We start from the raw sequence: 25,529 nt of genomic DNA on the forward strand, positions 1-25,529 counted from the left end.
ATCCGCATGCTGCACGACCGGGTCCTGGTCAAGCAGGACACCGGTGAGGGTGAGCGACGGTCGGGCGGAGGGATTCTCATTCCCGCGACGGCGGCCGTCGGGCGCCGGCTGGCCTGGGCCGAGGTGGTCGCGGTCGGGCAGAACGTGCGGACGGTGGAGCCCGGTGACCGGGTGCTGTACGACCCGGAGGACCGTGCCGAGGTCGAGGTGCGCGGGGTGGCCTATGTCCTGATGCGGGAGCGGGATCTGCACGCGGTGGCCGCCGACCGGTTCGAGGGCTCGGAGGACTCGACCGGCCTGTATCTCTGATTCAGAGGCTGAGAGGGGTCTGGTGGCTGTGGTCACCGGGCCCCTTTGGTGTTTCTTTGCTACCTTCGAAGGAGCCAGCCCGACGAGACGCGCCGTACCGGGACCGCTGAGGCAAAGACGACGCACCCCCCGTTCAGTGAAACGTCTCGGAGGTGCCTGTCATGGCCTGGGTTCTGCTTGTCGTCGCCGGTCTGCTCGAAGTCGGGTGGTCCATCGGCATGCTGTGATTTCTGGGGGACACCCCCAGACCCCCGTACACCGACGGGTTCACCCGGCTCGTGCCCAGCCTGCTCACCGGCGGCGGGATCGTCGCCGGCATGCTGCTGCTCTCGTACGCCGCCCGGACCCTGCCCATCGGTACCGCGTACGGCGTCTGGGTGGGGATCGGGGCGGCCGGGGCGGCGGTGTTCGGGATGGTGGTGCCGGGGGAGCCGGCCACCGCCGCGCGGATCTTCTTCGTGTGCCTGCTGCTGGTCGCCGTGGTGGGACTCAAGGCGACCAGCGGTCACTGACCGGGCATGACGCCGGTCGGCTACTGGAAGCCGAGGCCGCCGCCGTCGTCGCCCGCCGTGGTCCCGGTGTTGGTGCCGGCGTCGGTGTTTCCGGACGTCGTACCCGTACTGGTGCCGTCGGTCGTGGTGCCGGTGGAGGTGCCGGCGTCGGTGCCCGAGGTCGTCGTGCCGGAGTCGGTGCCGGAGGTCGTCGTACCGGACGTGGTCGAGCCGTCGGTGGTGGAGCCGTCCGTCGTGGAGCCGTCGGTGGTGCCGTCGGTGGTGGAGCCGTCCGTCGTGCCGCCGTTGTCCTGGTCGCCGCCGGTGGTGCCGCCGTTGTCCTGGTTCTCGCCGGTGGTGCCGCCGTTGTCCTGGCCGCCGGTGCCCGGGGTGGCCGGGTTCTGGGTGGCCGGGGCCACGGTCTCGGCGCCGGGCTGGAGGTCGAGGTCGAAGGCGGAGGCGGTGACGCCTTCCAGGGCGGCCTTGGTGTACTGCGACCAGATCTCGGTCGGGGCGCCGCCGCCGTTGATACGGGCGAGGCCGAGCGCGCCGTAGAGCGACTTGTGGGCGGCGGTGACCGGGTCCTGGCCCATCACGGAGACGACGGTGGCGAGGTCGGGGGTGTAGCCCGCGAACCAGGCGGCGGTGTCCTCCTCGGCGGTGCCGGTCTTGCCGGCCGCGGGGCGGCCCGCGGCCTGGGCGGCGGTGGCGGTGCCGTTCTCGACGACGCTCTGCAGGATCGAGGTGGTGGTGTCGGCGGCCTGCCGGCTGATGGCCTGCTTGGTCACCGACCGGGGCAGCTTGATCTCCTCCGTGCCGTCCTTGGTGACCTTCTCGACCATCGTGTACGTGCCGTGCCTGCCGTGGTTGGCGAGCGTGGCGTAGGCCTCCGCCATGTCCAGGACGCTGGCGGTGGCGGTGCCGAGGGCGATGGACGGGTACGGCTGGAGGTCCTTGGTGTCGGACGGGATGCCCAGGTCGACGGCGGTCTCCTTGACCTTGGACGGGCCGACGTCGACGGCCATCTGCGCGTACACCGCGTTCACCGACAGGTCGGTGGCCTTGCGGACGGTGATCTGGCCGTAGGACTTCTCGTCCTCGTTCTCCGGCGCGTAGGTGCCACCGGACCAGCCCTGGACGGGGCGCTTGTCGGTGCCGTCGTAGTAGGTGTTCGGGGTGATGGTCTGGCCGGACTGGGTGGTGGAGCCGTTGTCGACGGCGGAGGCGAAGACGAAGGGCTTGAAGGTGGAGCCGACCTGGAAGTCACCGCGGGTCGCGCCGTTGGTGTACTGCTTCACGTAGTCGATGCCGCCGTACATGGCGACGACCTTGCCGGTCTTCGGGTCGACCGAGGCGCCGCCGGCGCGCACGTAGTTATCGGCCTTGTTGTTCTTCTTGTCCAGCTGGGAGATCAGCTTGTCGTCGACCGCCTTGACGAAGGCGTTCTGCTTGTCCTTCTCGATGGTGGTGGTGATGCGGTAGCCGCCGGCCTCCAGGGCGTCGGAGTCGACGATCTTGTTCTTGATCAGGTAGCTCTTGACGGCCTCGACGAGGTAGCCGCGCTGTCCGGACATGCCGGTGGAGGCGGTCTGCTCCTTGGGCATCGGGAACTTCATCCCCTGCCGCTTGGAGGCGTCGAGCCAGCCCTTCTTGACCATGCCGTCCAGGACGTAGTTCCAGCGGGCGACGGCCGCCGCCTTGTTCTCGGGGTGGGCGACGACGTCGTACTCGCTGGGTGCGTTGACGAGGGCGGCGAGGTAGGCGGCGCGGGCCGGGTCGAGGTCGGTGGCGTCCATGCCGTAGTAGGCCTGGGCGGCGGCCTGGATGCCGTAGGCGTTGCGGCCGAAGTAGCTGGTGTTGAGGTAGCCCTCGAGGATCTCGTCCTTGGACTCGCTGCGGTCCAGCTTGATCGAGATGAAGAACTCCTTCACCTTTCGGGTGACGGTCTGTTCCTGGGCGAGGTAGTAGTTCTTCACGTACTGCTGGGTGATCGTCGAGCCGGACTGGGTGCCCTTGCCGGTCGCGGTGTTCCAGGCGGCGCGCAGCATCGCCTTGGGGTCGACGGCGGACTCGGTGTAGAAGTCGCGGTCCTCGGCGGCGAGCACGGCGTGCTGGGCGTCCGCGGAGACCTGGGAGAGGTCCACGTTCTCCCGGTTGACCTCGCCGTCGCGGGCGAGCTGGGAGCCGTCGGCGTACAGGTACACGTTGGACTGCTTGGTGGCGAACGCGTTGGCGGCCGGGATCTTCACCATCGAGTAGCCGAGGAAGAACAGGCCGATGAGCAGGAGTACCCCGATCACGAAGGTGCCGAGCAGCATGCGCCAGGTGGGGAGGATCCGCCGCAATCCGGTCCGCTTGGGTCGCTTCATCTTCTTCTTGCCCCCGTTCGTCGGCACGTCGGCCGCGGGCGGCTCCGCCCCGGGCGCCGTGGGCGCGTTGGGAGCGGTGACCGCGGTGACCGCCGTGGGCGTTTCCGCCTTCGGCGCCCTGACCGCCGCGAGCTGCCGTGTCTGCGTGTCCTGGCTGTCCTGTGTGTCCTGCCGGTCCTGTGTGTCCTGCCGGTCCTGTGTGTCCTGCGCGTCCTGTCTGTTCTCGGCCGCCGCGGGCGGGCGCGCCCTCGGCACCGTGACCGCCGTGAGCTGACGCGTCTGCGTGTCCTGCCCGCTGTCCTCCGGCGGCTGCTCCGTCCTCGCCTGCCCGGCCGCCGCGGGCGGCTCCGGCTGCTTCGCCTCGGTCGCCGGCTGCGGTGGGGTCTGCTTCTCCTCGGCCGCGGCCGGCGGCACCGTCGGGCCTCCGCCGCCCTGGCTCGGCTGTTGCGGCTGCGGCTCGTCGCTCATGTAGTGCACGGACTCCTGTTTCGCGTCGTACGTTCGTTCCCGTACGACCTCGTACGCTTCTGCGCCCCCTGTTGAAGACTCTCGCACCGTGCGTTCCGTTCCCGGATTCCGGCACGCTTCGGTCACGGAAATTGCGTGGCCTGCGATGTCGTCAGCGCAGTAGGCTCCTGCGCTTCGGTGTCGGGCGATCCGGGAGGTCGGTTGGCGTGGGCGCTGGACGGTTGTACACGGCCGTCGCGGCGGGGGGTTTCAGACGGTACGCGACGTATCGGGCGGCCACGGCGGCCGGGGTGTTCACCAATACGGCCTTCGGGATCATCCTCGTCTACACGTACTTGGCGCTGTGGGACGAGAAACCGCACCTCGGAGGCTATGGCCAGGCGCAGGCGGTGACCTATGTGTGGCTCGGACAGTGCCTTTACGCGACCCTCGCGATCCAGGGCGGGGGCGTGGAAAAAGACCTGATGGAGCGTATCCGTACGGGCGCGATCGCGATTGACCTGTACCGTCCGGCCGATCTTCAACTGTGGTGGCTCGCGACCGATTTGGGTCGCTCGCTGTTCCAGCTGCTGGGACGGGGCGTGATTCCCTTCCTGGTCGGCGCGGTGTTCTTCCCGATGGCGCTGCCCACGGACGCCGGTACCTGGGCCGCCTTCCTGGTCGCGCTGCTCCTCGCGATGCTCGTCAGCTTCGGCATCCGCTACCTGGTCGCGCTGAGCGCGTTCTGGCTGATGGACGGGATGGGCGTCAACCAGGTCCTGATGATCACGGGGATCTTCTTCTCGGGCATGACCCTGCCGCTGAACGTCTTCCCGGGCGCCTTCGGCGAGGTCGTCCGCGTCCTGCCGTGGGCGGCGCAGATCCAGATGCCGGCGGACGTGCTGATGGGGGAGACCGGTGTGGCGGGGGCGTTCGCCTTCCAGGCCGCGTGGGCGGTGGCGCTGCTGGCGGCGGGGCGGCTGCTGCAGTCGGCGGCGACGCGACGGGTGGTGGTGCAGGGTGGGTGAGCGTGTCCGGGAGGGCCTTCGGGCGTACCTGTTGATCGCCGGGATGTGGATCCGTTCCACGATGATCTACCGGACCTCCTTCGCCATCACGGTCGCCGGGAACCTGCTGGTGACCGGCCTGGACTTCGCCACGATCCTGCTGATGTTCTCGCAGGTCGACTCGCTCGGCGGCTGGTCGCTGCCCGAGGTGGCCTTCCTGTACGGCCTGTCGGCGACCGCGTTCGGCGTCGCCGACCTGGTGCTGGGCTCGATGGACGTGCTGGGCACCCGGATCCGCGACGGCTCCTTCGACACGCTGCTGGTCCGGCCGGCCCCGGTGCTGGCCCAGATCGGCGCGGACCACTTCGCGCTGCGCCGCCTCGGCCGGATCACCCAGGGCGCGGTGGTGCTGGGCTGGGCGCTGGTCTCCGCCGGCATCGCCTGGACGCCGGCGAAGGTGCTGCTGATCCCGCTGATGCTGGCCGCCGGCGCGGCGATCTTCTGCGCCCTGTTCGTGGCGGGCGCGGCCTTCCAGTTCCTGGCGCAGGACGCGGCGGAGGTGCAGAACGCGTTCACGTACGGCGGTACGACGCTGCTCCAGTACCCGCCGACGGTGTTCGGGAAGGACTTCGTGCGCGGGGTGACGTTCATGCTGCCGCTGGCCTTCGTCAACTGGGTGCCGGCCGCGTATGTGCTGGGGCGGCCGTATCCGCTGCGGCTGCCGGCGTGGACGGCGTGGTCGTCGCCGCTGGTGGCGGTGGTGTGCTGCGTGCTGGCGGGGCTGGCATGGCGGGCGGGCCTCAGGGCGTATCGAAGCACTGGCAGCTGATCCGATGACCGGAGTGGGGAGAGCTGATCTTATGTCGGACATGTCCGTCGGGGCCGGCGAGGTGTTCATCGAGGTCGACGGGGTGGAGAAGGTCTTCGAGGTCCGCAAGAAGGCCGGGTTCCTGAAACGGGAACGCCGGCAGGTACGGGCGGTCGACTCGCTCTCGTTCACGGTGGCGCGCGGCGAGATGGTCGGCTACATCGGCCCGAACGGCGCCGGGAAGTCGACCACGATCAAGATGCTGACGGGCATCCTGACCCCGAGCGGCGGCCGGCTCCGGGTGGCCGGCATCGACCCATCCCGCGAGCGTACGAAACTGGCCCACCGCATCGGCGTCGTCTTCGGCCAGCGCACGACCCTGTGGTGGGACCTCCCGCTCATCGACTCCTACCGCCTGATGCACCGCATGTACCGCATCCCCGACGCGCGTTACCGGGAGAACCTGGACCGCCTGGTCGAACTCCTCTCGCTGGAGAGCCTGCTGGACGTCCCGGTACGGCAGCTCTCCCTCGGCCAGCGGATGCGCGGCGACATCGTGGCGGCGCTGCTGCACGACCCGGACGTGCTGTACCTGGACGAGCCGACGATCGGCCTGGACGTCATCTCCAAGGCCAAGGTCCGCGACTTCCTCCGGGAGTTGAACACCGAACGCGGCACCACGGTCCTGCTCACCACCCACGACCTCCAGGACATCGAGCAGTTGTGCTCGCGCGTGATGGTCATCGACCACGGGCGGCTGGTGTACGACGGTCCGCTCGCCGGCCTGCACGAGGCGGGGGAGAGCGAACGGACCCTGGTGGTGGACCTGGAGCGGGAGCTGCCGCCGGTCGAGGCGGGCGGGTCGGCGCGGGTGGTGAAGGTGGAGGGGCCGCGGCAGTGGCTGGCGTTCCCGGCGTCGGAGTCGGCGGCGCCGCTGGTGGCGCGGATCGCGGCGGACTATCCCTTGGCGGACCTCTCCGTCCGGGAACCGGACATCGAGACGGTCATCGCGAAGATGCTGCGTTCCTTGGAGACGCCGGGGGCACCCGGGGCATCGGGGGCACCGGGGGACGCCTCTCAACCCCCTTCGGAGCGCACGACGGCATAGTGCCCGGCGACCGGAACTCGTAGTCTGCACGTATGACCGAGGATGCCCCGGAGCTGCGCGCCTCCGACGCCGATCGCGAACGAGTCAGCGAGATCCTCAGGGACGCCCTCGCGGAGGGGCGGCTCGACATGGACGAGTTCGAGGAGCGGCTGGAGGCGACGTACAAGGCCCGCACATACGGTGAGCTGACGCCGATCACGAGGGACCTCCCCGCGACGGGCGGTTCGCCGGCGGTGCCGGTGTCGCTGAGCAAGCCGCCGGCGGAGAGCGGCAGTTGGGGAAGCCGGATAGTCGGCGGCGAGGGCTCGTCCTCCTGGGCGGTGGCCGTGATGTCCGGCTTCCAGCGCAAGGGCCGCTGGACGGCGCCCAAACGCTTCAACAGCCTCGTGTTCTGGGGCGGCGGCGAGATCGACCTGCGTGAGGCGAACTTCGCGGACCGGGAGATCGAGATCAACTGCGTCGCGATCATGGGCGGGATGAGCGTGATCGTGCCGCCGGGCGTCGAGGTCGTGATGCGGGGCATCGGCATCATGGGCGGCTTCGACCACCGCGAGGAGGGCACCCCGCCGGATCCGGCCGCACCGAGGGTGATCGTGACGGGCTTCGCCTTCTGGGGCGGCGTCCAGGTGGAGCACAAGGTCACCAGGGCAGAGCGCCAACGCCTCAAGGAGGAACGCCGCCAGGAGAAACTGGACCGCGGATCCTCCCGCCACGAACTCCACGCGGCCCGCCACGAGTGGCGCGAGGACCGCAGAGCCGAACGGCAGGACCGCCGCGAGGAACGCGACCGCCGAAGGCACGGCCACCACTAGTTCGGCGTCGCCACAGCCCACCGGCGCACGCTGCCTGTCGACCGGCGTCGGGGCAGCCACCCGAGGGGCGCGGGGAACTGCGCGATCAGCCCCCACCGGCCCGCGGTGAACCACCGGCCGTCGGCCGGTCCGGCACCGCCGGATACCGCCGTCGCGGCTGGTCGCCGTTGCGGCGGGAGTTGGGGGGCGAGGCAGTGGGTGTCGGGACTGTCGACCGGCGGCGGCCCAGCCGACCCAGGGGCGCGGGGAACTGCGCGAACGGCCCCCACCGGCCCGCGGGGGTGGCTTGCCTACAGTTCCGTCGAGCCGGCGCCCCTCAGGTCGGTCAGGTCGAACTCGTCGGCCATCTTCGCGAAGCCGCTGTCGTTCGGGTGGAGGTGGTCGCCGGAGTCGTAGTAGGGACGGAGGCGGTTCGGGGCGTAAGGGTCCCGCAGCGCCTTGTCGAAGTCGGTCACCGCGTCGTACACCCGCCCCGACCGGATCCGCTCGTTGATCTCCTGGCGAACCGTTTCCCTCGCTGGTGTCCAGCCCCGGTGGCCCTGGAAGGGCATCAGCGTCGCCCCCACCACCTTCAACCCGCGCGCATGGGCCGCGCGGACGAGCGAGCGCAGCCCGGCGACGACCGCGTCGGGGTCGGCGAGCCGACGGTCGCGCAGGATGTCGTTGATCCCGAGATCGATGACGACGACCCTGACGTCCGGACGGGACAGGACGTCACGGCCGAAGCGGCCGACACCGCTCTCGTTCTCCGCCGGCCGCCCGAGCCCGTCCGTGAGGACCTGGTTGCCGCTGATCCCCGCGTTGACCACGCTGTAGCGCGGCACGTCGGAACCCCCGGCCACGGCCCGCCGCAGCCGCCCCGCCAGCACGTCCGGCCAGCGCCGGTTGGCCCCCTGCGTCGAGGTGATCCCGTCGGTCAGCGAGTCCCCGAACATCACCACCGTGCCGTCGGAGTCGTCGCTCAGCACGTCCAGCGCGGTGAGATACCGCCAGTACGGCGTCTGCCCGGTGTACGCGGACGCGCCCGCGTCCTCCGTACGGTCGCCGTCCGCGACGTACGACACCTGACGGGCCCGCGGGTGATAGGTCACCGGCCCGGACGGCGTCGGGGAGTACGTGGTGACCAGCACGTCCGCGCCGCGCGGCACCCGGATCGCCACCACGTCGCTGACCACCTGCCCGCCCGCCGGTACGACGACGGACGCGGAGCCGCCGAAGGTGAGCCGCCGCATCGTCCCGGCGTCGGCCTCCGCCGTGTCGTGGCCGGCCGCGAGGGCGATCGAGGCGTGGGTGAGGGTGAGCGCCGACTGCCCGTACAGGTTGGAGAGCGTGATCCGGGCGCTCGTACCGGACGCGGTCGTGTGCACGACGTTGCGTACCGACCGGCCCGCCAGCCCGTTCGTCTCGGTGCCCGGCTCGCCGCCCACCGGGGACGCCGACCAGGCGCCGACCCAGGTACCGGCCGACACGGGTGCCGCCGAGGCGCCGTGGTGGCGGCCGGCTCCGTCCGCGTCGGCGGTGCTCCGGGACGTGCCGTCGGCGGCGACGCCGGTGTAGAGCGCGGCGGACAGGGCCACGATCAGCGCGACGATCGCACCGAGCAGGGCGTAACCGTGGTGACGCCGGGTCATGCGTGTTCAGTTCTCCTCGACCGAGGGCAGGCGTCTGACGGGCGGGCCTGCCGGAATTTCCCGAACAGACAGACGACGGGAACTCTTGTTCCGTTCCGGGAGTAGGTCAGGAAGGGACAATATGTGCGGGATCACCATGAGGGTGAGACCGGCTGCGAACGGGTGGAGCAGATGGAGGAACGTACGGAAGCGCCGGACGGCGACCGCCGGGCGGGCGCCCGGACGGGGGGCACCCCGGCCCCGCCGGCCCCGTCCTACAAGTCCATGAACGCGTTCACGCCCGCCGACGAGGAGCGCCAGCGCGGCGTACGGCAAATGAAGCGCATGGCGACCGGCCTGCTGCTGTTCGTCGCGCTGGTGTACGCGCTGGCCAAGTGGGCGTCCGGCGAGGGCGCGGGAGTCTGGGCGGACTACGTCGCCGCGGCCGCAGAAGCGGGCATGGTCGGCGCGATGGCCGACTGGTTCGCGGTCACCGCGATCTTCCGGCACCCCCTCGGTGTGCCCATCCCGCACACCGCGATCATCCCCAACAAGAAGGACCAGCTCGGCGTCTCGCTGGGCGAGTTCGTCGGCGAGAACTTCCTCTCCCAGGACGTCGTACGACAGCGGTTGCACGCCGTCGGCATCGCCGGCCGGCTCGGCGCGTGGCTGGCGGAGCCGAAGAACGCCGACCGGGTGACGGCCGAGCTGGCGACCGCGCTGCGCGGCGCCCTGACCGTGCTGCGGGACTCCGACGTGCAGGCCGTGGTCGGCGAGGCGATCACTCGGCGGGCCGACGCCCAGGAGATCGCCCCCGGCATCGGCAAGATGCTGGACCGGGTCGTCGCCGACGGCGGTCACAAGCGGGTCGTGGACCTGGTCGTCTCCCGGGCGTACGACTGGCTGGTGCAGCACGGGGACTCCGTCATGGACGCCGTCCAGGGCGGGGCGCCCGGCTGGACGCCCCGGTTCGTGGACCGGCGGGTCGGCGAGCGCGTCTACAAGGAGCTGCTGCGTTTCTGCTCCGAGATGCGGGACATGCCGTCGCACCCGGCGCGCGGCGCCCTCGACCGTTTCCTCACGGACTTCGCGAACGACCTCCAGTCCGACACCGACACCCGGGCCCGGGTCGAGCGGCTCAAGGGCGAGGTCCTGGGCCGGGGCGAGGTGCAGGACCTGATCGCGTCCGCCTGGACGGCCGTACGGTCCATGATCGTCTCGGCGGCCGAGGACGAACGCAGCGAACTGCGGCTGCGCGTCCGCGCCTCCCTGATCTCCCTGGGCGCCCGGATGGCCGACGAAGCCAAGGTCCAGGACAAGGTGGACAGCTGGGTGGAGGGCGCGGCCGTGCACGTCGTGTCGACCTACCGCAAGGAGATCACCTCCCTGATCACCGACACCGTCGCGGGCTGGGACGCCGAGCACACCACCCGGAAGATCGAGGCGCACATCGGGCGTGATCTGCAGTTCATCCGGATCAATGGCACGGTGGTGGGGTCGCTGGCCGGAGTGCTGATCTTCACGGTGTCGCGGGCGCTGGGCGCGTAGGGAGCTTCAGCGGCCCGGGGCTGGGCACTCGGCCGGGGGTTTCGGTTCCCTTCCCGGCCGAGGAGGCGCGGATGGCTACGGGTGCGGACGTGGGCGTGGAAGGGGTGGGCGGCAGCGGCCGGACGATCACCACCCGCATCCCGGCCCGCCTGGACCGCCTGCCCTGGTCCCGCTGGCACTGGACGATCGTCATCGGCCTGGGCACGGTCTGGATCCTGGACGGCCTGGAGGTCACGGTCGTAGGCAACATCGCGAGCCGCCTGTCGGAACCGGGCAGCGGGCTCGCGATCTCGTCGTCCCAGGTCACCGGTATGGCGGCCGCGCTGTACGTGGCCGGCGCCTGCTCCGGGGCCCTCTTCTGGGGCCGCCTGACCGACCGCCACGGCCGCAAGAAGCTCTTCATGATCACCCTGGTGGTCTATCTGGCCGCCACCGCCCTGACCTCGGTCTCCTTCGCTCCCTGGTGGTTCTTCACCTTCCGCTTCCTGACCGGCTTCGGCATCGGCGGCGAGTACGCGGCGATCAACTCCGCGATCGACGAACTGATCCCGGCGTACTACCGCGGCCGCGTCGACCTGATCATCAACGGCAGCTTCTGGGTGGGTGCGGTCGGCGGCTCGCTGCTCTCGATCGTCGCCCTGAACACGGACTTCCTGGCGAAGGACGTGGGCTGGCGCCTGACCTTCGCGCTGGGGGTGGTCCTGGGCCTGGTCATCCTGCTGGTACGACGGAACGTCCCGGAGAGCCCGCGCTGGCTGCTGATCCACGGCAGGGAGCGGGAGGCGGAGGAGATCGTCTCCTCCATCGAGCGTCAGGTGGAGGCCGAGAAGGGCGAGCCGCTCCCCGAACCGGCGAGCGAGCTGGTGATCCACCAGCGGTCCGGTGTCAGCTTCCGGGAGATCGCCCGCACGGTCTTCCACGACTACCGTCGCCGGGCCGTCCTCGGCTTCTCCCTCTTCGTCGGCCAGGCGTTCCTCTACAACGCGATCACCTTCGGCTTCGGCGTGATCCTCACCAAGTTCTTCGACGTGCCGACGGGGGACACCGGCTACTACTTCGCGGTCATCGCGGTCGGCAACTTCCTCGGCCCCCTGCTGCTGGGCAAGCTCTTCGACACGGTGGGGAGGAAGGTGATGATCTCCTCGACCTACCTCGGGTCGGGGCTGCTCCTCTTCCTCACGGCCTGGCTGTTCGGCCGGGGCGTGCTGACGGCGGGCACGCTGACGGCGTGCTGGTGCGCGGTCCTCTTCTTCGCGTCGGCGGGAGCGTCCAGCGCGTACCTGACGGTGTCCGAGATCTTCCCGATGGAGACGCGGGCCATGTCGATCGCGTTCTTCTACGCGCTGGGCACGGCGGCGGGCGGCATCAGCGGGCCTCTGCTGTTCGCCGACCTGACGGGGACGGGGAAGGTGGCCGACACGGTGCTGGCCTTCCAGATCGGGGCGGGGCTGATGTGCGCGGCGGGGCTGGTGGCGGCGGTGTGCGCGGTGAACGCGGAGCGGCGGTCGCTGGAGGACATCGCGACCCCGCTGACGGCGGCGCCACCGGGCGGAGCGGCGAAGGCGTCCGCGTAGGGGCGGTGGAGGCGGTACGGGTGGTGGGGGCGGGGGACAGGGGCCTCCGGCCGGACGGCTGGCCCGGCGGCCCGCGGCGCGGTGGCGCGGTGGCGCGGTGGCAGGGCGGCGCGGCGGCCCGCGGCGCGGCGACACGGCGACACAGTGGCAGGGCGGCGCGGCGGCGCCTGCGGCCGCACGGCTGGCTCGGCGGCCCGCGGCCCCGCGGCCCGGCGGCAGGGCGCCGCGGCGACACGGTGGCAGGGCGGCGCGGCGGCCCGCGGCCCGCGGCGCGGCGACACGGTGGCAGGGCGGCGCGGCGGCGCCTGCGGCCGCACGGCTGGCTCGGCGGCCCGCGGCCTGGCGGCAGGGCGGCGCGGCGCCGCGGTGGCCCGGTGGCGCAGCGGCCCGGTGGCGCAGCGGCCCGGTGGCGCAGCGGCACGGCCGCCCAGTGGCCCGGCCGCGTGGCCGAAGGGGCGGGCTGTCAGCGGCCCAGTGACACGGCCGCCGCCAGGAAGGCGACGCCCGTGCACACGGCCAGTGCCCATCCCGCGCAGCGTGCCCGCAGCCCGCGGTACCGCCGCTCGTACTCGCCCCGCAGGGAGACACACCGGGCGGCGATCCGTTCGAGGTCCTGCCGGGCGCGCTTGAGGCTGTCCTCGACGTAGTGGCGTTCGACCTCGTCACGCTGGGCCGTGGTCAGCCAGTCCAGGCGCCCGGTGAACTCCCGGGCCCGCTGTTCGGCCTCCGCGATCCTGGCCTGCCACAGCAGGTATCCCTCCACCTCGTTGGCGAGGTCTCCGTCGGATCCCTGCTGCGGCCTGCCGCCCACCCGGTGTCCCGCGTCGGTCATGAGTGGACGCCGTGGGCCTCGGCCTCGGCGAGGGCGATGTCCGGGTGGTGCAGGTCGAACGCCGGGGATTCGCTGCGGATCCGCGGCAGGGTGACGAAGTTGTGCCGCGGCGGCGGGCAGGAGGTCGCCCACTCCAGCGAACGGCCGTAGCCCCACGGGTCGTCGACGCCGACCGGCTTGCCGTACCTGGCCGTCTTCCACACGTTGTAGAGGAACGGCAGCATCGACAGGCCGAGCAGGAACGAACCGATCGACGAGACCGTGTTCAGGGTGGTGAAGCCGTCGGTCGCCAGGTAGTCGGCGTACCGGCGCGGCATGCCCTCGGCGCCCAGCCAGTGCTGGACCAGGAACGTGGTGTGGAAGCCGATGAACAGCGTCCAGAAGGTGATCTTGCCGAGGCGCTCGTCGAGCATCTTGCCCGTCATCTTCGGCCACCAGAAGTGGAAGCCGGAGAACATCGCGAAGACGACCGTGCCGAAGACCACGTAGTGGAAGTGGGCCACCACGAAGTACGAGTCGGAGACGTGGAAGTCCATCGGCGGCGAGGCCAGGATGACCCCGGTCAGACCGCCGAACAGGAACGTCACGAGGAAGCCCGTCGCCCACAGCATCGGGGTCTCGAACGACACCGAGCCCTTCCACATGGTGCCGATCCAGTTGAAGAACTTCACCCCGGTGGGCACCGCGATCAGGAAGGTCATGAAAGCGAAGAAGGGGAGCAGGACGCCGCCGGTGACGTACATGTGGTGGGCCCACACGGTGATGGAGAGCCCGGCGATCGAGATGGTGGCCGCGACCAGGCCCATGTAGCCGAAGACCGGCTTGCGCGAGAAGACCGGGAACACCTCGGTCACGATGCCGAAGAACGGCAGGGCGATGATGTACACCTCGGGGTGGCCGAAGAACCAGAAGAGGTTCTGCCACAGGAGCGCGCCGCCGTTGGCCGCGTCGAAGACGTGGGCGCCGAACTTGCGGTCCGCCTCCAGCGCGAACAGCGCGGCGGCGAGGACCGGGAAGGCGAAGAGGACCAGGACGGCGGTCAGCAGCACGTTCCAGGTGAAGATCGGCATCCGGAACATGGTCATGCCGGGGGCGCGCATGCAGATGATCGTGGTGATGAAGTTGACCGCGCCGAGGATGGTGCCGAAGCCGGAGAAGGCCAGACCCATGATCCACATGTCGGAGCCGAGGCCCGGTGAGCGGACCGCGTCCGACAGCGGGGTGTAGGCGAACCAGCCGAAGTCGGCCGCGCCCTGCGGGGTGATGAAGCCGCCCACCGCGATGGTCGAGCCGAACAGGTAGAGCCAGTAGGCGAACATGTTCAGCCGCGGGAACGCGACGTCCGGCGCACCGATCTGGAGCGGCATGATCCAGTTCGTGAAGCCGGCGAACAGCGGCGTCGCGAACATCAGCAGCATCACCGTGCCGTGCATCGTGAACGCCTGGTTGAACTGCTCGTTCGAGACGATCTGCAGGCCCGGCCGGGCGAGTTCGGCGCGCATCAGCAGCGCCATCACACCGCCGATCAGGAAGAACGCGAACGACGTGATCAGATACAGCGTGCCGATCGTCTTGTGGTCGGTGGTGGTGAGCCACTTGATGACCACGTTGCCGGGCTGTCGGCCTCGCAGCGGCACCTCGCTGTCGTAATGCGGGACGGCCGAGTGCTCGGGGTCGTTGAGAACGGTCACCTGTGTGTGTCTCCAGACGCTCGCGGTTCCCCCGCACCATGGCTGACTCTCCGGCCATCCTGGCCGTTCGGAGCGGGGAGAGAAGCCCTGAGCCGCCCGCCGTACGGCCGAACGGGCGGTCAGGACCCACGAGTGGAGCAAGCCCGGCGCCGGCCCGGCCCCGGCGGACGGCCCCTAGCCGGCCCGGCGCCCGCGCTCCCGCCCTCGCCTGCGCAGCAACAGCAGCCCGCCCGCCAGCGCGGTGATCCCCGTGGCCGCGGTCCATCCGACGACGTCACCGGAGCCGGTGGCGGCGAGGTCGCCGCCCTTGCCCATGACCGACGGGGAGGACGACGCGGACGCGGACGCCGAAGCGGGCGCGGAAGCCGGTGCCGATGCCGGTGCCGTCGGACTCGGGGAGGACGCCGCACCCCCTGCCGCCTCCGTCCGGTCCCGCGTGAACGTCAGAGTCCCGAAGCCCAGTTGGTCGTACCCCCCGCTGTTCGGCCCGTAGTCCCCGCCGCCGCCCTCCGGCGCGGCCTTCGCCGCGATCCGGGTGACGTACGTCGCCGGCAGGCCCCGCCGCCTGGTGTAGTGGTTGGCGATCAGCGCCCAGATGGGCCGCGTCATCGACGGATCGACGCCCGCCGCGGCCGTCACCGTCTCACTCCCCGACCACCCCCCGATCGCTCCCTTGCGCCGCGTGCTCGCGGTGAACGGCACCTGCCCGCCCATGCTCCACTTGGCGACGTACTGCGCCCCCTTGAGGAACCGGCTGTCGTCGTACCCGTACAGGTCGATCCCCTGGTTCCAGGCCATCTCGCAGAACGTGCCCATGAGCCCGACCCCGAGCAGCGCGTGCCCCTGGTCGCGCCCGGCCTCCAGCCACTCGCCCAGTCCGCCGTCCGCCTCCTCGTCGTACACCACGGGAATGGCGTTCTTGATCGCCCCGAGCCCGTCGCCGTGCTTGAAGTAGTCGACCGCACGGGCGACCTGGGCGCGGTCGTCGCAGAAGATGCCGGTGGCGAGGACGCAGGCCATGTTGGCGAGGTCCCAGTTGGTCCAGTAGTTGGAGACGACGGCGCCGTTGTGCCGGACGAGGAAGTCGTCGCTGACCGCGCCGAAGAGCTTGCTCAGCATCTCCTGGAAGCGGGCGAGTTCGAAGTCCCCGTGGTCACGGACGAGTTCGGCGGCGTTCGCGAACTGGTAGCCGTACAGCCCGGCGGCCAGGAACCGGTCGGCCGACCCGTTGACCGCGGTGAGGGTGGACGACCAGGCGTTGAGGACGGCGACGGCGGTGTCGGCGTACTCGCTCTCGCCGGTGACGTGGTAGCGCAGGGCGTTCTGGTACGCGGCGTGGATGTCGTTGTAGAGGAGCGCGTAGTTCTCCGGGGTGCCCGAGCCCCGGTACACGACGGCCTGCGGCCGTGCCTGCCAGCCGCTCTGCGCGTGCCGGTTGGCGGTGAGGCGGGCGAACCCGGCCGAGTAGGGCGCGGCGCCCGCCTTCACCCTGGCGGCCATGCGGCCGAGATCGGTACGGGTGTGCAGCAGGCCGGGATGTGCGAAGGCCCCGTCGGCCGCCGCGGCGGGACGGCCCGCCGCGGCGATCCCCGCGGCGGCCCCCACCGCCACTCCCGAGGACTTCAGCAGACTCCGGCGGCTGATCTGTCGAGTCATGTGCATGCCCTGGGAGACGGACCGGCACGGTCCCGATAACAGAAACCCGGAGCCGGTTGCTCAGGCGCCGGTCGTCGACCCCGGCCGCACGATCATCAGGACCGTCACGACGGCCCACAGCAGATTGAACACCCCGGTGAACATGGCGAGTCGGGCCGTCGCCTGCCGCGTGGCACCCTTCGCGCCGTCCTCCGCGACCCCCTCCACCAGCGCGCTCTGCCGGGGCAGCACCAGCGCGGCGAGGACGACGGCCGCGAGGGCGGTGAGCGCGATCGACGTGATCAGCCAGGCGCTGCCCAGCACATGCATGTTGCTCGCGGTGGCGAACCCGAACACGGGGACGGCGACGCCGACGACGGCGTACACCCGGCAGATCCGGTACAGCAGCCGGAGGGTCTCGGCGGCCCGGACGTCGTCCGGTGCCTCGATGGCGCGCCGGGCGGCCGGCGGGAACATGCTGGCGGCGACGGTGACGGGACCGATCGCGACGATCGCCGCGAGGACATGGACGGCGAGGAGGAACTTGGTCACGGCCTCGACCGTAGGCGGCCGGAGGATCTTGCAGAAGCGGCGATACTGCCACTACTCGACGGATTCTCGCCAGCCATACGTCTCCAGAGGTACGGACATGCGCCCTGGATTGGCGGCAACCCGTCGAAGAGGTACGTTCCTGCCATGCACACCGTCGCCGTACTGGTCCTGGACCAGGTCATCCCGTCCGACTTCACCGTGCCGATCGACACCTTCGGCTGGGCCCGGCTGCCCGACGGCCGGGACGCCTACCGGGTGCGGGTGTGCGGGCCGGCGGACGAGGTGACGGCGGCGGGCGGCGCGTTCACCGTCAGGGCGCCGTACGGGCTGGACGCGCTGGCCGACGCGGACACGATCATCGTGCCGGGCGTCGCGGATCCCGCCTGCGCCCTGCCGGCCGAGGTCGCCGAGGCCCTGCGCGCGGCGGCGGCGGACGGCACGCGGATCGCGTCGGTCTGCGTCGGGGCGTTCGTCCTCGCGGCCACCGGCCTGCTGGACGGCCTGCGCGCCACCACGCACTGGGTCGCGGCCGACACCCTGGCCGCGCTGCACCCGGACATCGACGTCGACCCGAACGTCCTGTACGTCGACAACGGCCAGTTCCTGACCTCGGCGGGCGCGGCGGCGGCCATGGACATGTGCCTGCACCTGATCCGCAGGGACTACGGCTCGGCGGTCGCCGCCCACGCGGCCCGGATGTCGGTCATGCCGCTGGAACGGGAGGGCGGCCAGGCCCAGTTCATCGTCCACGACCAGCCGCCGGCCCCGGCCGGTGCCACCCTGGAGCCGCTGCTGAGCTGGCTGGAGGACAACTGCGACCGGGACTTGACCCTGGAGGAGGTGGCGGCGCGGGCCGGCATGAGTACCCGTACCCTCAACCGCCGCTTCCGCGACCAGACCGGCACGACCCCGCTGCAGTGGCTGCACCGGGCGCGGGTACGCAGGGCGCAGCACCTGCTGGAGACCACCGCGCACCCCGTCGAACGCATCGCGACCCAGTCGGGCTTCGGCTCCCCGACAGCCTTCCGGGAACGCTTCCGCAGGGTGGTCGGCACGAGCCCACAGGCATACCGCCGGGCGTTCCGCAGCGCGGACGCGTCTTAGGCGTTCCGCCGGGTACCGCCGGGTGTTCCGGGGCGGATACCTCCTAGGCGTGCCGCTGAGTGCTCCGCAGGGCGGATGCTCCCTGGACGTTCCGCCGGGTCTTCCGCGGCGCGCACGCTTCCCGGCGTGGATGCTCGCCGGTGCGGATGCCGCTCAGGCGCGTCGGTCGGCGACTGCCCAGGACGCCAGTGCCACCGCGCCCGCCACGCCGAAGACGGACGGCCAGGCGCCGACCTTCTTGGCCAGCGGATGCGACCCGGCGAACGCGGCGACATACGCGACGGACAGCGCCCCGGCGGCCTTCCCGCCCGCCCGCTGCCGCCACTGCTGCGCGGCGGCGGCCCCGGCGACGGCCAGCACGGCCCCGCCCAGCGGCCGCTTCCTCGTCCACCGGGCCACGCCGTACCCTCCGACAAGCCCGCTCGCGGCGATCACCGAACTGGGAACCCTGGCCATGCCTGTCTCCTTCTGCCACCTTCTGCCAGCTTCTGGCTGGATTCCCCGAGGCTAACTCGGAGGCGGCGGCACGGACCGAACATGAGTCGACCCGTGTCAACCCTGCTCCGCCAAGGAGACGACCGCGGCCGTCAGGACCGCCACTTGGGGCTGAGGGCGATGGCGCGCAGCTGCTTCATGGTCAGCGCCGGGGCGGAGCGGGTCGCGGCGGTCTGCTGGGAGCCGGAGTTGAAGGCGCTGATCACCACGCGGAAGCCGTCGGTGCGCATGGTGTCGACGGTCCACATGACGACCCCGTCGCCCCCCTTCTCCCCGGGCGCCTTCCGCTCGGCGACCTGGGTGCCGTCGGGGAGGGTCTCGGACCCGGCCCCGAACAGATCCCCCGCGACGTCGGACATGTCCGGCTGCACATTGATCTGGACGAGACTCCTGCCCTTGCCGTCGTCGACGACGAGGTAGGTGAACTGGCCGTCGTCATCCTGCGCGTGCGCCACGACCTTGAGCCCCTTGGGGATCAGCGAGGTGAGGGTCCCCCGGATCGCCTTGCCGCCGTCACCGTCGTCCTGCCCCGTGGGCGGCTCCTGGGTCTGCCGGGGATCCTCCGGAATCGCGTCGACGACCCCACGCCAGTCCCCTGCGGCCGCGAGCGTCTTCAACTGGGCGGCGGACAGCGGAGGTTGGTCCCGGCTGATCGGCGCGTCCTTCTCGGCGGCGGCGTTCCACTCGCTCACGGTGACGTGATGGCCGTCCGGGGTGACGAGGTTCGCGGTCCACAGCTTGGTGTCCACCCGCCGGTCGGGATACTCGTACCCCTTCAGGACGGTGACGACGGAAGCGTCGGGCAGATGGCTGGTGACACAACTGTCGTACGGGATGTAGACCTTGTCGGGGCACTGGACGGCCTGCCGGGCGTCGGACCCGCCCGGCAGCACCCGGTTCACGGAGACACTGATGGCGGCGGCGCCGCGACCGTCGTCGTACACGAGCTGCGCGTACGGCGCCACGAGCGGCGCGTTCTTGTCGACGCCCCGCCCCTGCGCCTTGCTGAAGTCGCCCTTCGGCAGCAGCTTCTCCAGCGTGCGGATCATGTCGTCCGAGGTGACGGCGCGGGTGGCGGGGGCGGTGGGGGACTGGGTGACGCGCGGGGTGGTGCTCACGGCGGCGAGCGGCCGCCCGGACGACGACCCGCCCCAGGGCACCAGCAGCGCACCGCCCACGCCGGCCAGCGCGACACCGGCGGCGCCGCCCAGCACGGTGGTCCGCCGCCGCAGCCGTAGCCGCCGGCCCCGCACCGTACCGGCGGCGGCGAGCGCGCCCCGGTCGGTGTCGAAGGTGTCCCCGGCCTCGTGCAGGGCGGCGGAGAGCCGGAGTTCGAAAGGATCGCTGCTGCTGTTGCCGTCGCTGTGCTGCTGCTCCACGGGCATGACGAACCACCGTTTCCACAAGATCGAGGTCAGGAACGGGCGTACTCGGCGAGGTCCTCGCCCAGCAGCTCCCGCAACCGCGCGAGGGCGCGCACACACCGGGTACGGACGGCGGCCGAACTCATGTTGAGCGTGTCCGCGGTCTCGTGTATCGACCGGTCCTCCCAGTACCGCAGGACGACGACGGCCCGGTCCTTGGCGGGCAGCCGCGCGAGCGCGTCGAGGAGGGTCAGCCGGAGCGAGGGATCGGCGCCGGTGTCGGCGAGCTCGGGGAACGAGTCCCTGGCCCGCTCACTGCTGCTGAACCGGCGCCGGTGCGCGAGGAAGGTCCGGGTGAGCACGGTCTGCGCGTACCCGGCGGGATTCCCGACCCGGGAGACCCGGCCCCACCGGAGGTAGATCCGCCCGAGGGCCTCCTGCACCAGGTCCTCCGCGAGATGGGTGTCCCCGGCCGTGAGCAGGCAGGCGGACCGGTACATATGCCCGGCCCGCGCCGCGGCGAACTCGGCGAAGTCCTCTCCAGGCCCCTGCCCCATCCAGAACCTCCCCCGTCCCCGGCGCTCTGCCGGTCCACCTCATTGATGCGGTGGGCCGGGGAAAATGTTTCAAAGAATTCCCAGGGGCGGCTCACTGCTTCCCGTTCTCCCCTTCCCGTCCCCCGGTCACCGGGCCAGCGCCTCCCGCACCGCGTCGACGAGCGCCGACGCACGCGGGTCCTCCGCCCCTTCCACGATGCTGTTCATGACGTAACCGAAGGCGATGCCGTGCTCGGGGTCGGCGAAGGCCAGCGACCCGCCGCGCCCGGGATGCCCGAACGCGCGAGGACCGGTCAGCGGGCTGGTCTCGACGGGCAGCATGTACCCGGACCCGTACCGGATCGGCATCATGATGACCTTGTCCACCCCGGCGGCCTGCTCCGCGGTCGCGGACGCGAGCGTCTCCGGCGTGAACAGCCGCACCCCGTCCACCTCCCCGATCAGCGCGGCGTACATCCGCGCCAGCCCCCGCGCCGTACCGATCCCGTTGGACGCGGGCAGCTCCGCGGCCTGCACCTCGGCCGAGTTGAAGTCGATCTCGGCGGGATCGGTGACGGCGAACGCCCTGTTGCTCAGCGAGTCCGGATCCTGCAACGCGGCGACCAACTCCCGCGCCTCCGGCGGCACCAGATCCAGCGGTACGGTGCTCAGATCGATCTCCGGCTTCGGATACACCATCCGGCTCACCCGGCCGCGCTCGGCCGCCGGCAGCCCGATGAAGAAGTCGAGCCCGAGCGGCCCCGCGACCTCCTCGGCGAAGAACCGCCCCGGCGTACGCCCGGACACCCGCCGGACCACCTCCCCGACCAGCCACCCGAAGGTCCGCCCGTGATACCCGTGCGCGGTCCCCGGCTCCCACGCGGGCCGCTGAACGGCGAGCGCCTCCACCATCGCCTCCCACCCCAACGCCGCCTCCAACGGCACCGGCGGTTCCACGGTCACCACCCCGGCCCGATGCGACAGCAACCACCGCACCGGGATCTCCGCCTTGCCGTTCACCGCGAACTCCGGCCAGTAGGCGGCCACCGGCGCGTCGAGATCCAACTCCCCACGCTGGGCGAGCAGATGCGCGACGGTGGCGGTGACTCCCTTGGTCGCGGAGTACACGAGCTGCAGGGTGTCCCGCTCCCAGGGCCGCCCGGTGTCGGGATCGGCGACCCCGCCCCACAGATCCACCACGGGCCGCCCGTCCCGGTACACGCATACGGCGGCCCCGACATCCCCGCGCTGCTCGAAGTTGGCGGCGAACGCCTCCCGCACGCCCTCGAACCCGGCCGCGACTTCCCCGTTGATTGTCGTCATGCCCTCATCCTGGCACCACGGCCGTGCAAGTCCATGCCTTATACAGCCAGGGGGTGTCCAGGAGGCCGGAGCCCCTGGACACCCCCGACCCCCTTCGGGATGCGGTCAGAGGACTGTCATCCGTCCGTGGCCGTGACGTCCGAGGCGTACACGAGGCCGACCCGGTGGTTGTACTGGATGGTGTACATCGCCTTGGCGCCGGTGACGACCCTGCCGCTGGACGGGAAGAAGTCGTCCGTGAGGGACGGCGCCACGGTGGCCACGTAGGCCTGACCGGCCGGGACGGAGTACATGCTCAACGGGGCCTGCGTTGACGGCGACAGGCCCGCCGGGTACTCGGCGGCGTCCGGGTAGCTGGAGCCGTACACCGCCACCGGGGAGCTGCCGGCCGCCGTGATCACCTTCACGCCGTGGGCCGGCGCGGTGTTGCAGCCGTGCGGGTTGTGGAACCACACCTTCGCGCCGCTGTACCAGACCGCCGTCCAGTCGCCGTCCCGCCCGGCGACCACGAACTGCTGTCCCGCCACCGCCGTGCTGCCCCAGTCGTTGATCCGGTCGGTACCGGCCGCGCCCGGATGCAGCGCCTGGTCCCCGAACAGGGGAGCGGTGTCACTGGGCTCAGTACGCAGGTACACGAAGTCCGACGGCTGCTGCGTCTCGGTGCACGCGGTGGTGGCGCCGGTCGGGTCGTCGGAGGGGCAGATCTGCACGGTCTGCAGGTTGTCGGCGAAACGGGGGGCGATGGTCACCACCGAGCCGACCGGGCCGACGCCGTGCCGCCCGGTGTGCACACCGACCAGGCTCATGAAGTGGTTCCAGTCCCAGGACGGGCCCGGGTCCCAGTGCATGCCGGACACGAGGGACGAGTTCGGCCCCGCGACGTTGTCGTGGCCGACGATGTGCTCGCGGTCCAGCGGTATGCCGAAACGGCCGGCGAGGTACTTCACCAGCTCGGCCGTGGCCTCGTACTGCGCCTCGGTGTACCAGGTGGCACCGTGCGCGGCGTAGCCCTCGTGCTCGATGCCGATCGAGTGCATGTTGGTGGAGTAGTTGCCCGCGTGGAAGGCGAGGTCCTTCGTGGGCACCATCTGCGTCACCGCACCGTCGGAGGACCGCATGACGTAGTGCGAGGCGGAGCCGCCCGGCTTCTGGAAGAGGCTGATGGCGGTGTCGTACGACGTCTCGGTGTCGTGGATGACGATGCTGTCGATCCGGATGCCGTTGGCGGGACGGTCGGAGACCTGGCCGTTGGACGGCGCCGCCGCCACGAACGTGCACGCGACGGTGGTCGGGCACTCGGTGCCCGTGTCCGCCGCGGACTTCAGCTCCAACGACGCCAACTGGCCGGTGGCCGGTGCGACAACGCTGTCAGCCGCCAGTTTCACGTGCTCGCCGTCGGCCGTGGTGCGCTGGGCGCCCTTCCGCACGGTGCCGAAGACACGGTCGGCGAAGGCCGCGGCGCCCTGCCGCTCGGTGGACTGGCTGTAACGGGCCACGGCCGCATACCAGTTGCCGGGATCCGCCGAGTCCGCGGAGTCCTTCGAACCGGACCCGGTCACGGCCTTCTGGTACGAGGCGAGCAGCGCCGCACCACCGCGGATGTTGGCCGCCGGATCGCTACGCAACTCCTCCACCGACAGCCCGGTCAGCTTCGCGGCGGCCTGGACGGTGTGCAGGGCCGGATCCGCGGACATCTGCTTCAGCTCGTGGCGGCCCGCCGCGCCCGCGTCGCCACCGGCCATCATCGCCGGGGTGACGTCTGTGAGATTCATCGGCCCGTAGCCGCCGTCCGTGCTGTGCTGCCCGGCGTGCGTGTCCCAGGCCGACTCCTGGTACGCCACCGCCAGCAGCACCTGACGCGGCACGTGGTACGCGTCGGCGGCGGCCGCGAACTCCTGCTGCAGCGTGGCCCCGGTGTCCGCGGTCCCGCCGTCGGCCAGCGCCGGCACCGGCACGGCCGCCCCACCCGCAACGGCGAGCGCGGCGACGGCGGTCAGCAGGGCCGGACGGCGGGACTTCGACGCGTCTTGACGTCGGGGATTGCTTGGGCTCATGAAAGGGTCCTCGGACCTCGGAGGATCAAGTGACGGAATGGAGGATGCACGCGACGGGACATCGGTTCATCGGTCCATCGACCGGGCCGGTATGCGCAACTCCGCGACCTACACGGGGCTTCGTCCGTCGGCGCCTGGCAGTGGATGATCCCTCTCGGCACGAAGGCGCGTCAACCTCGCTCGGGAAAAGGGGACTTGGACTTGGGCGGAAGCGAGATCCGCACGCGGCGACGGCCCCCCGAGCGGCATCCCCCGCGGCAGGCGCCCGTGCCGCTTGTCTTCTCACGCTCCCTGCGCGTCAATGTGGCCACCGCCTGACGTGACGTCAGACGAAATCTCCGTAGGACTCCGTAGGAGGAGTGAGCCATGAGACGCACGAAGCGGAAGTTACGCGCCGCAGTGATCGCTGCCGCCTCCGCCGCGCTGCTGGCCGGCACGGTGGCACTGGCCCCCGGGGCGGGTGCCGTGACACCGACGTGGGCCACGGCCCAGTACGACTGCGGAACCCTGGGGTGGACCACCGCCGATTTCACGGCCACCCAGAACGGCACCGACGCGACGATCACCGTCGAGTTGCCCGGGATCACCGCCGCCGTCACGATCCCGGCGTACACCATGACCACCACCCTGGTGCTCTACGACACCACCACCGGTGAGCCGACCACCTTCACCGGAACTCTCTCCAACCCGACCCTCTTCGCAGGCGACCCGCTCGACTCCGGCCCGCTCGAGGGCACGGTCGAACTCGGGCAGAGCCTGGACACCATCGGCGGCGTGTACGGCCTGAGTTTCGTGATGTTCGGCATCACGTTCTCCTGCCGGGCAGCCACCCCGCTGTCCCCGGGCCCCTTCGTGTTCTGAACCAACTCCTCCACGGCCCGGCCGCCTGCCTCCGCACGAACCACGCCGGGCGCCCGCCGGTCGTGGACACCGCCAACCCCGTGAGCCGTGCCCCTCCCCGCCCAACGGTCCCTCGCAACCCACACAAGGGCCATCCAACGCAAGCCCCCCGTATCCCTCCCGGCCGCCCGCTCGCTTCTTCCCCGTGCTGGAGTGAGCTGAGTCAAGGGCCGGCCGAAGGCCGATCGGCGCCAGCCGACGCGGACGCGCAGCGCAGCGGAGCGGGAGCGCCCTTTACTCAGTTCACGGAAGCACGACACTGCGAAAGAAGCGGGCGGCTGGGGGGCTCCCTTTTGACTGACAGCTGCGAACCCGGCCTTGGTGTCTCTCACAGACTTCAAGAAGGGCCGCCCTCTGCCTACTCAGATGCCACAGCCCAGCACCTGGTCCAACAAGCCTTGTCAGTAGGTACTTCAGAGCTTCGGCTCCACCGGGAACGCCAGCTTGTCGGCCCAACTGGCCAGCGCTGCCGCCGCGATCTCCCGGGAGTCGCCGTCGACGGGGGTTTCGGCGAGAAGGGTGCGTTCCGCGTTGGGGACGGAGAGTTCGCGGTAGTACTGGAGGTCCTCGAAGCCGTTGACCCCGACATCATGGCTGGTGGCGGCGTAGACGAGGCGTGAGACGCGGGCCCAGTAGCAGGCCACCAGGCACATGGGGCACGGCTCGCTGCTGGAGTACATCACGGCGTCTTCCATGAGATGGCGGCCGAGTTTGCCGCCGGCGGCACGGAGGGCCATGACCTCGGCGTGTGCCGTCGGGTCGCGCAGTTCGACGACCGAGCTGGTGCCGGTGGCCACGACCTCCCCGCCGATGACGACCAGGGCACCGAACGGAGTCTTGCCTTCGTCCTCCAGGGCATGGCGGGACAGCTCGATGGCCTGGGCGAGAAAGACGTGGTCCTCGGGGGTCTCGGGGGAGAAGGGCACCTGGTCTCCAAGTTTCTGGTGGGCCGCTCGCGGC

At 71.0% G+C, this 25,529-nt stretch carries 21 protein-coding genes, 1 pseudogene and 1 riboswitch; of the genes and pseudogenes, 10 read left to right on the forward strand and 12 right to left on the reverse strand.

Annotated features, from left to right (window positions below):
- Positions 1 to 6 precede the first annotated feature (6 nt).
- Together ACGFZQ_RS00780 and ACGFZQ_RS00785 are read left to right on the forward strand one after the other, a co-directional pair.
- A complete protein-coding gene (locus ACGFZQ_RS00780; RefSeq protein ID WP_076089203.1) occupies positions 7 to 309 on the forward strand; it encodes a co-chaperone GroES in 303 nt (100 codons plus the stop codon).
- Positions 310 to 362: 53 nt separating this feature from the next.
- A riboswitch (guanidine-III (ykkC-III) riboswitch) is annotated at positions 363 to 436 on the forward strand.
- Positions 437 to 470: 34 nt separating this feature from the next.
- Positions 471 to 821: pseudogene (locus ACGFZQ_RS00785) on the forward strand (DMT family transporter).
- Positions 822 to 841: 20 nt separating this feature from the next.
- Here ACGFZQ_RS00785 and ACGFZQ_RS00790 read toward each other — a convergent pair.
- Positions 842 to 3,169 carry a transglycosylase domain-containing protein gene (locus ACGFZQ_RS00790; protein WP_393839216.1) on the reverse strand — a complete coding sequence of 776 codons (2,328 nt, stop codon included), beginning with the start codon at positions 3,167 to 3,169 and terminating at the stop codon, positions 842 to 844.
- 689 nt (positions 3,170 to 3,858) lie between these two features.
- On the opposite strand from ACGFZQ_RS00790, the gene ACGFZQ_RS00795 reads away from it, so the two are divergent.
- The 4 genes from ACGFZQ_RS00795 to ACGFZQ_RS00810 are packed head-to-tail and all read left to right on the forward strand — an operon-like array spanning position 3,859 to position 7,351.
- Positions 3,859 to 4,644 (forward strand): ABC transporter permease, encoded by a 786-nt coding sequence (locus tag ACGFZQ_RS00795; protein WP_393838558.1) that lies wholly within the window; start codon positions 3,859 to 3,861, stop codon positions 4,642 to 4,644.
- A gap of 43 nt (positions 4,645 to 4,687) precedes the next feature.
- The gene (locus tag ACGFZQ_RS00800; protein WP_393839217.1) at positions 4,688 to 5,452 is read left to right on the forward strand and encodes an ABC transporter permease; all 765 of its coding nucleotides are present in this window, start codon (positions 4,688 to 4,690) and stop codon (positions 5,450 to 5,452) included.
- A gap of 40 nt (positions 5,453 to 5,492) precedes the next feature.
- Entirely contained in the window at positions 5,493 to 6,539 is a 1,047-nt protein-coding gene (locus ACGFZQ_RS00805) for an ATP-binding cassette domain-containing protein (protein WP_393838559.1), read from the forward strand.
- A gap of 32 nt (positions 6,540 to 6,571) precedes the next feature.
- Positions 6,572 to 7,351, forward strand: a complete 780-nt coding sequence (locus ACGFZQ_RS00810; protein WP_393838560.1) for a DUF1707 domain-containing protein — start codon at positions 6,572 to 6,574, stop codon at positions 7,349 to 7,351.
- Positions 7,352 to 7,641: 290 nt separating this feature from the next.
- Here the strand turns inward: ACGFZQ_RS00810 and ACGFZQ_RS00815 are convergent, their stop codons facing one another.
- A complete protein-coding gene (locus ACGFZQ_RS00815) occupies positions 7,642 to 8,982 on the reverse strand; it encodes an SGNH/GDSL hydrolase family protein (protein WP_393838561.1) in 1,341 nt (446 codons plus the stop codon).
- A 171-nt stretch (positions 8,983 to 9,153) separates the two neighbouring features.
- Here ACGFZQ_RS00815 and ACGFZQ_RS00820 point away from each other — a divergent pair, with 171 nt between their 5' ends.
- Positions 9,154 to 10,509 carry a DUF445 domain-containing protein gene (locus ACGFZQ_RS00820; protein ID WP_393838562.1) on the forward strand — a complete coding sequence of 452 codons (1,356 nt, stop codon included), beginning with the start codon at positions 9,154 to 9,156 and terminating at the stop codon, positions 10,507 to 10,509.
- Between the two features lie 71 nt (positions 10,510 to 10,580).
- The gene (locus ACGFZQ_RS00825; protein ID WP_393838563.1) at positions 10,581 to 12,083 is read left to right on the forward strand and encodes an MFS transporter; all 1,503 of its coding nucleotides are present in this window, start codon (positions 10,581 to 10,583) and stop codon (positions 12,081 to 12,083) included.
- A 463-nt stretch (positions 12,084 to 12,546) separates the two neighbouring features.
- Here the strand turns inward: ACGFZQ_RS00825 and ACGFZQ_RS00830 are convergent, their stop codons facing one another.
- From ACGFZQ_RS00830 to ACGFZQ_RS00845, 4 genes are all read right to left on the reverse strand, one after another.
- Complete coding sequence (locus tag ACGFZQ_RS00830) at positions 12,547 to 12,915, reverse strand: cytochrome C oxidase subunit I (RefSeq protein ID WP_351745358.1); 369 nt, start codon at positions 12,913 to 12,915, stop codon at positions 12,547 to 12,549.
- Positions 12,912 to 14,606 carry a cytochrome c oxidase subunit I gene (gene ctaD / locus ACGFZQ_RS00835; protein WP_393838564.1) on the reverse strand — a complete coding sequence of 565 codons (1,695 nt, stop codon included), beginning with the start codon at positions 14,604 to 14,606 and terminating at the stop codon, positions 12,912 to 12,914. Before ctaD ends, ACGFZQ_RS00830 begins: the two co-directional genes overlap by 4 nt.
- 174 nt (positions 14,607 to 14,780) lie before the next feature.
- A complete protein-coding gene (locus tag ACGFZQ_RS00840; protein ID WP_393838565.1) occupies positions 14,781 to 16,262 on the reverse strand; it encodes an alginate lyase family protein in 1,482 nt (493 codons plus the stop codon).
- Between the two features lie 60 nt (positions 16,263 to 16,322).
- Positions 16,323 to 16,793 carry a DUF2269 family protein gene (locus tag ACGFZQ_RS00845; protein WP_393838566.1) on the reverse strand — a complete coding sequence of 157 codons (471 nt, stop codon included), beginning with the start codon at positions 16,791 to 16,793 and terminating at the stop codon, positions 16,323 to 16,325.
- Positions 16,794 to 16,937: 144 nt separating this feature from the next.
- On the opposite strand from ACGFZQ_RS00845, the gene ACGFZQ_RS00850 reads away from it, so the two are divergent.
- Positions 16,938 to 17,897, forward strand: a complete 960-nt coding sequence (locus ACGFZQ_RS00850; RefSeq protein WP_351745345.1) for a helix-turn-helix domain-containing protein — start codon at positions 16,938 to 16,940, stop codon at positions 17,895 to 17,897.
- Positions 17,898 to 18,050: 153 nt separating this feature from the next.
- Here ACGFZQ_RS00850 and ACGFZQ_RS00855 read toward each other — a convergent pair whose 3' ends face one another.
- The 5 genes from ACGFZQ_RS00855 to ACGFZQ_RS00875 all read right to left on the reverse strand — a co-directional run bounded on the left by ACGFZQ_RS00855 (position 18,051) and on the right by ACGFZQ_RS00875 (position 23,669).
- Positions 18,051 to 18,353, reverse strand: coding sequence for a hypothetical protein (locus ACGFZQ_RS00855; RefSeq protein ID WP_393838567.1), 303 nt, complete (start codon positions 18,351 to 18,353; stop codon positions 18,051 to 18,053).
- 131 nt (positions 18,354 to 18,484) lie between these two features.
- Positions 18,485 to 19,777 (reverse strand): hypothetical protein, encoded by a 1,293-nt coding sequence (locus ACGFZQ_RS00860; RefSeq protein ID WP_393838568.1) that lies wholly within the window; start codon positions 19,775 to 19,777, stop codon positions 18,485 to 18,487.
- A 29-nt stretch (positions 19,778 to 19,806) separates the two neighbouring features.
- Complete coding sequence (locus ACGFZQ_RS00865; RefSeq protein ID WP_351701139.1) at positions 19,807 to 20,313, reverse strand: SigE family RNA polymerase sigma factor; 507 nt, start codon at positions 20,311 to 20,313, stop codon at positions 19,807 to 19,809.
- Positions 20,314 to 20,439: 126 nt separating this feature from the next.
- A complete protein-coding gene (locus ACGFZQ_RS00870; RefSeq protein ID WP_393838569.1) occupies positions 20,440 to 21,615 on the reverse strand; it encodes a serine hydrolase domain-containing protein in 1,176 nt (391 codons plus the stop codon).
- A gap of 116 nt (positions 21,616 to 21,731) precedes the next feature.
- A complete protein-coding gene (locus tag ACGFZQ_RS00875; protein ID WP_393838570.1) occupies positions 21,732 to 23,669 on the reverse strand; it encodes an N-acetylmuramoyl-L-alanine amidase in 1,938 nt (645 codons plus the stop codon).
- Between the two features lie 366 nt (positions 23,670 to 24,035).
- Between ACGFZQ_RS00875 and ACGFZQ_RS00880 the strand changes: the two genes are divergently transcribed.
- The gene (locus tag ACGFZQ_RS00880) at positions 24,036 to 24,530 is read left to right on the forward strand and encodes a hypothetical protein (protein ID WP_393838571.1); all 495 of its coding nucleotides are present in this window, start codon (positions 24,036 to 24,038) and stop codon (positions 24,528 to 24,530) included.
- 452 nt (positions 24,531 to 24,982) lie between these two features.
- Here the strand turns inward: ACGFZQ_RS00880 and ACGFZQ_RS00885 are convergent, their stop codons facing one another.
- On the reverse strand, positions 24,983 to 25,495 hold the full coding sequence (locus ACGFZQ_RS00885; protein WP_393838572.1) for a nucleoside deaminase: 513 nt from the start codon (positions 25,493 to 25,495) through the stop codon (positions 24,983 to 24,985).
- Positions 25,496 to 25,529: the final 34 nt, after the last annotated feature.

The organism is Streptomyces sp. NPDC048254 (assembly GCF_043201895.1).
GTDB lineage: Bacteria > Actinomycetota > Actinomycetes > Streptomycetales > Streptomycetaceae > Streptomyces.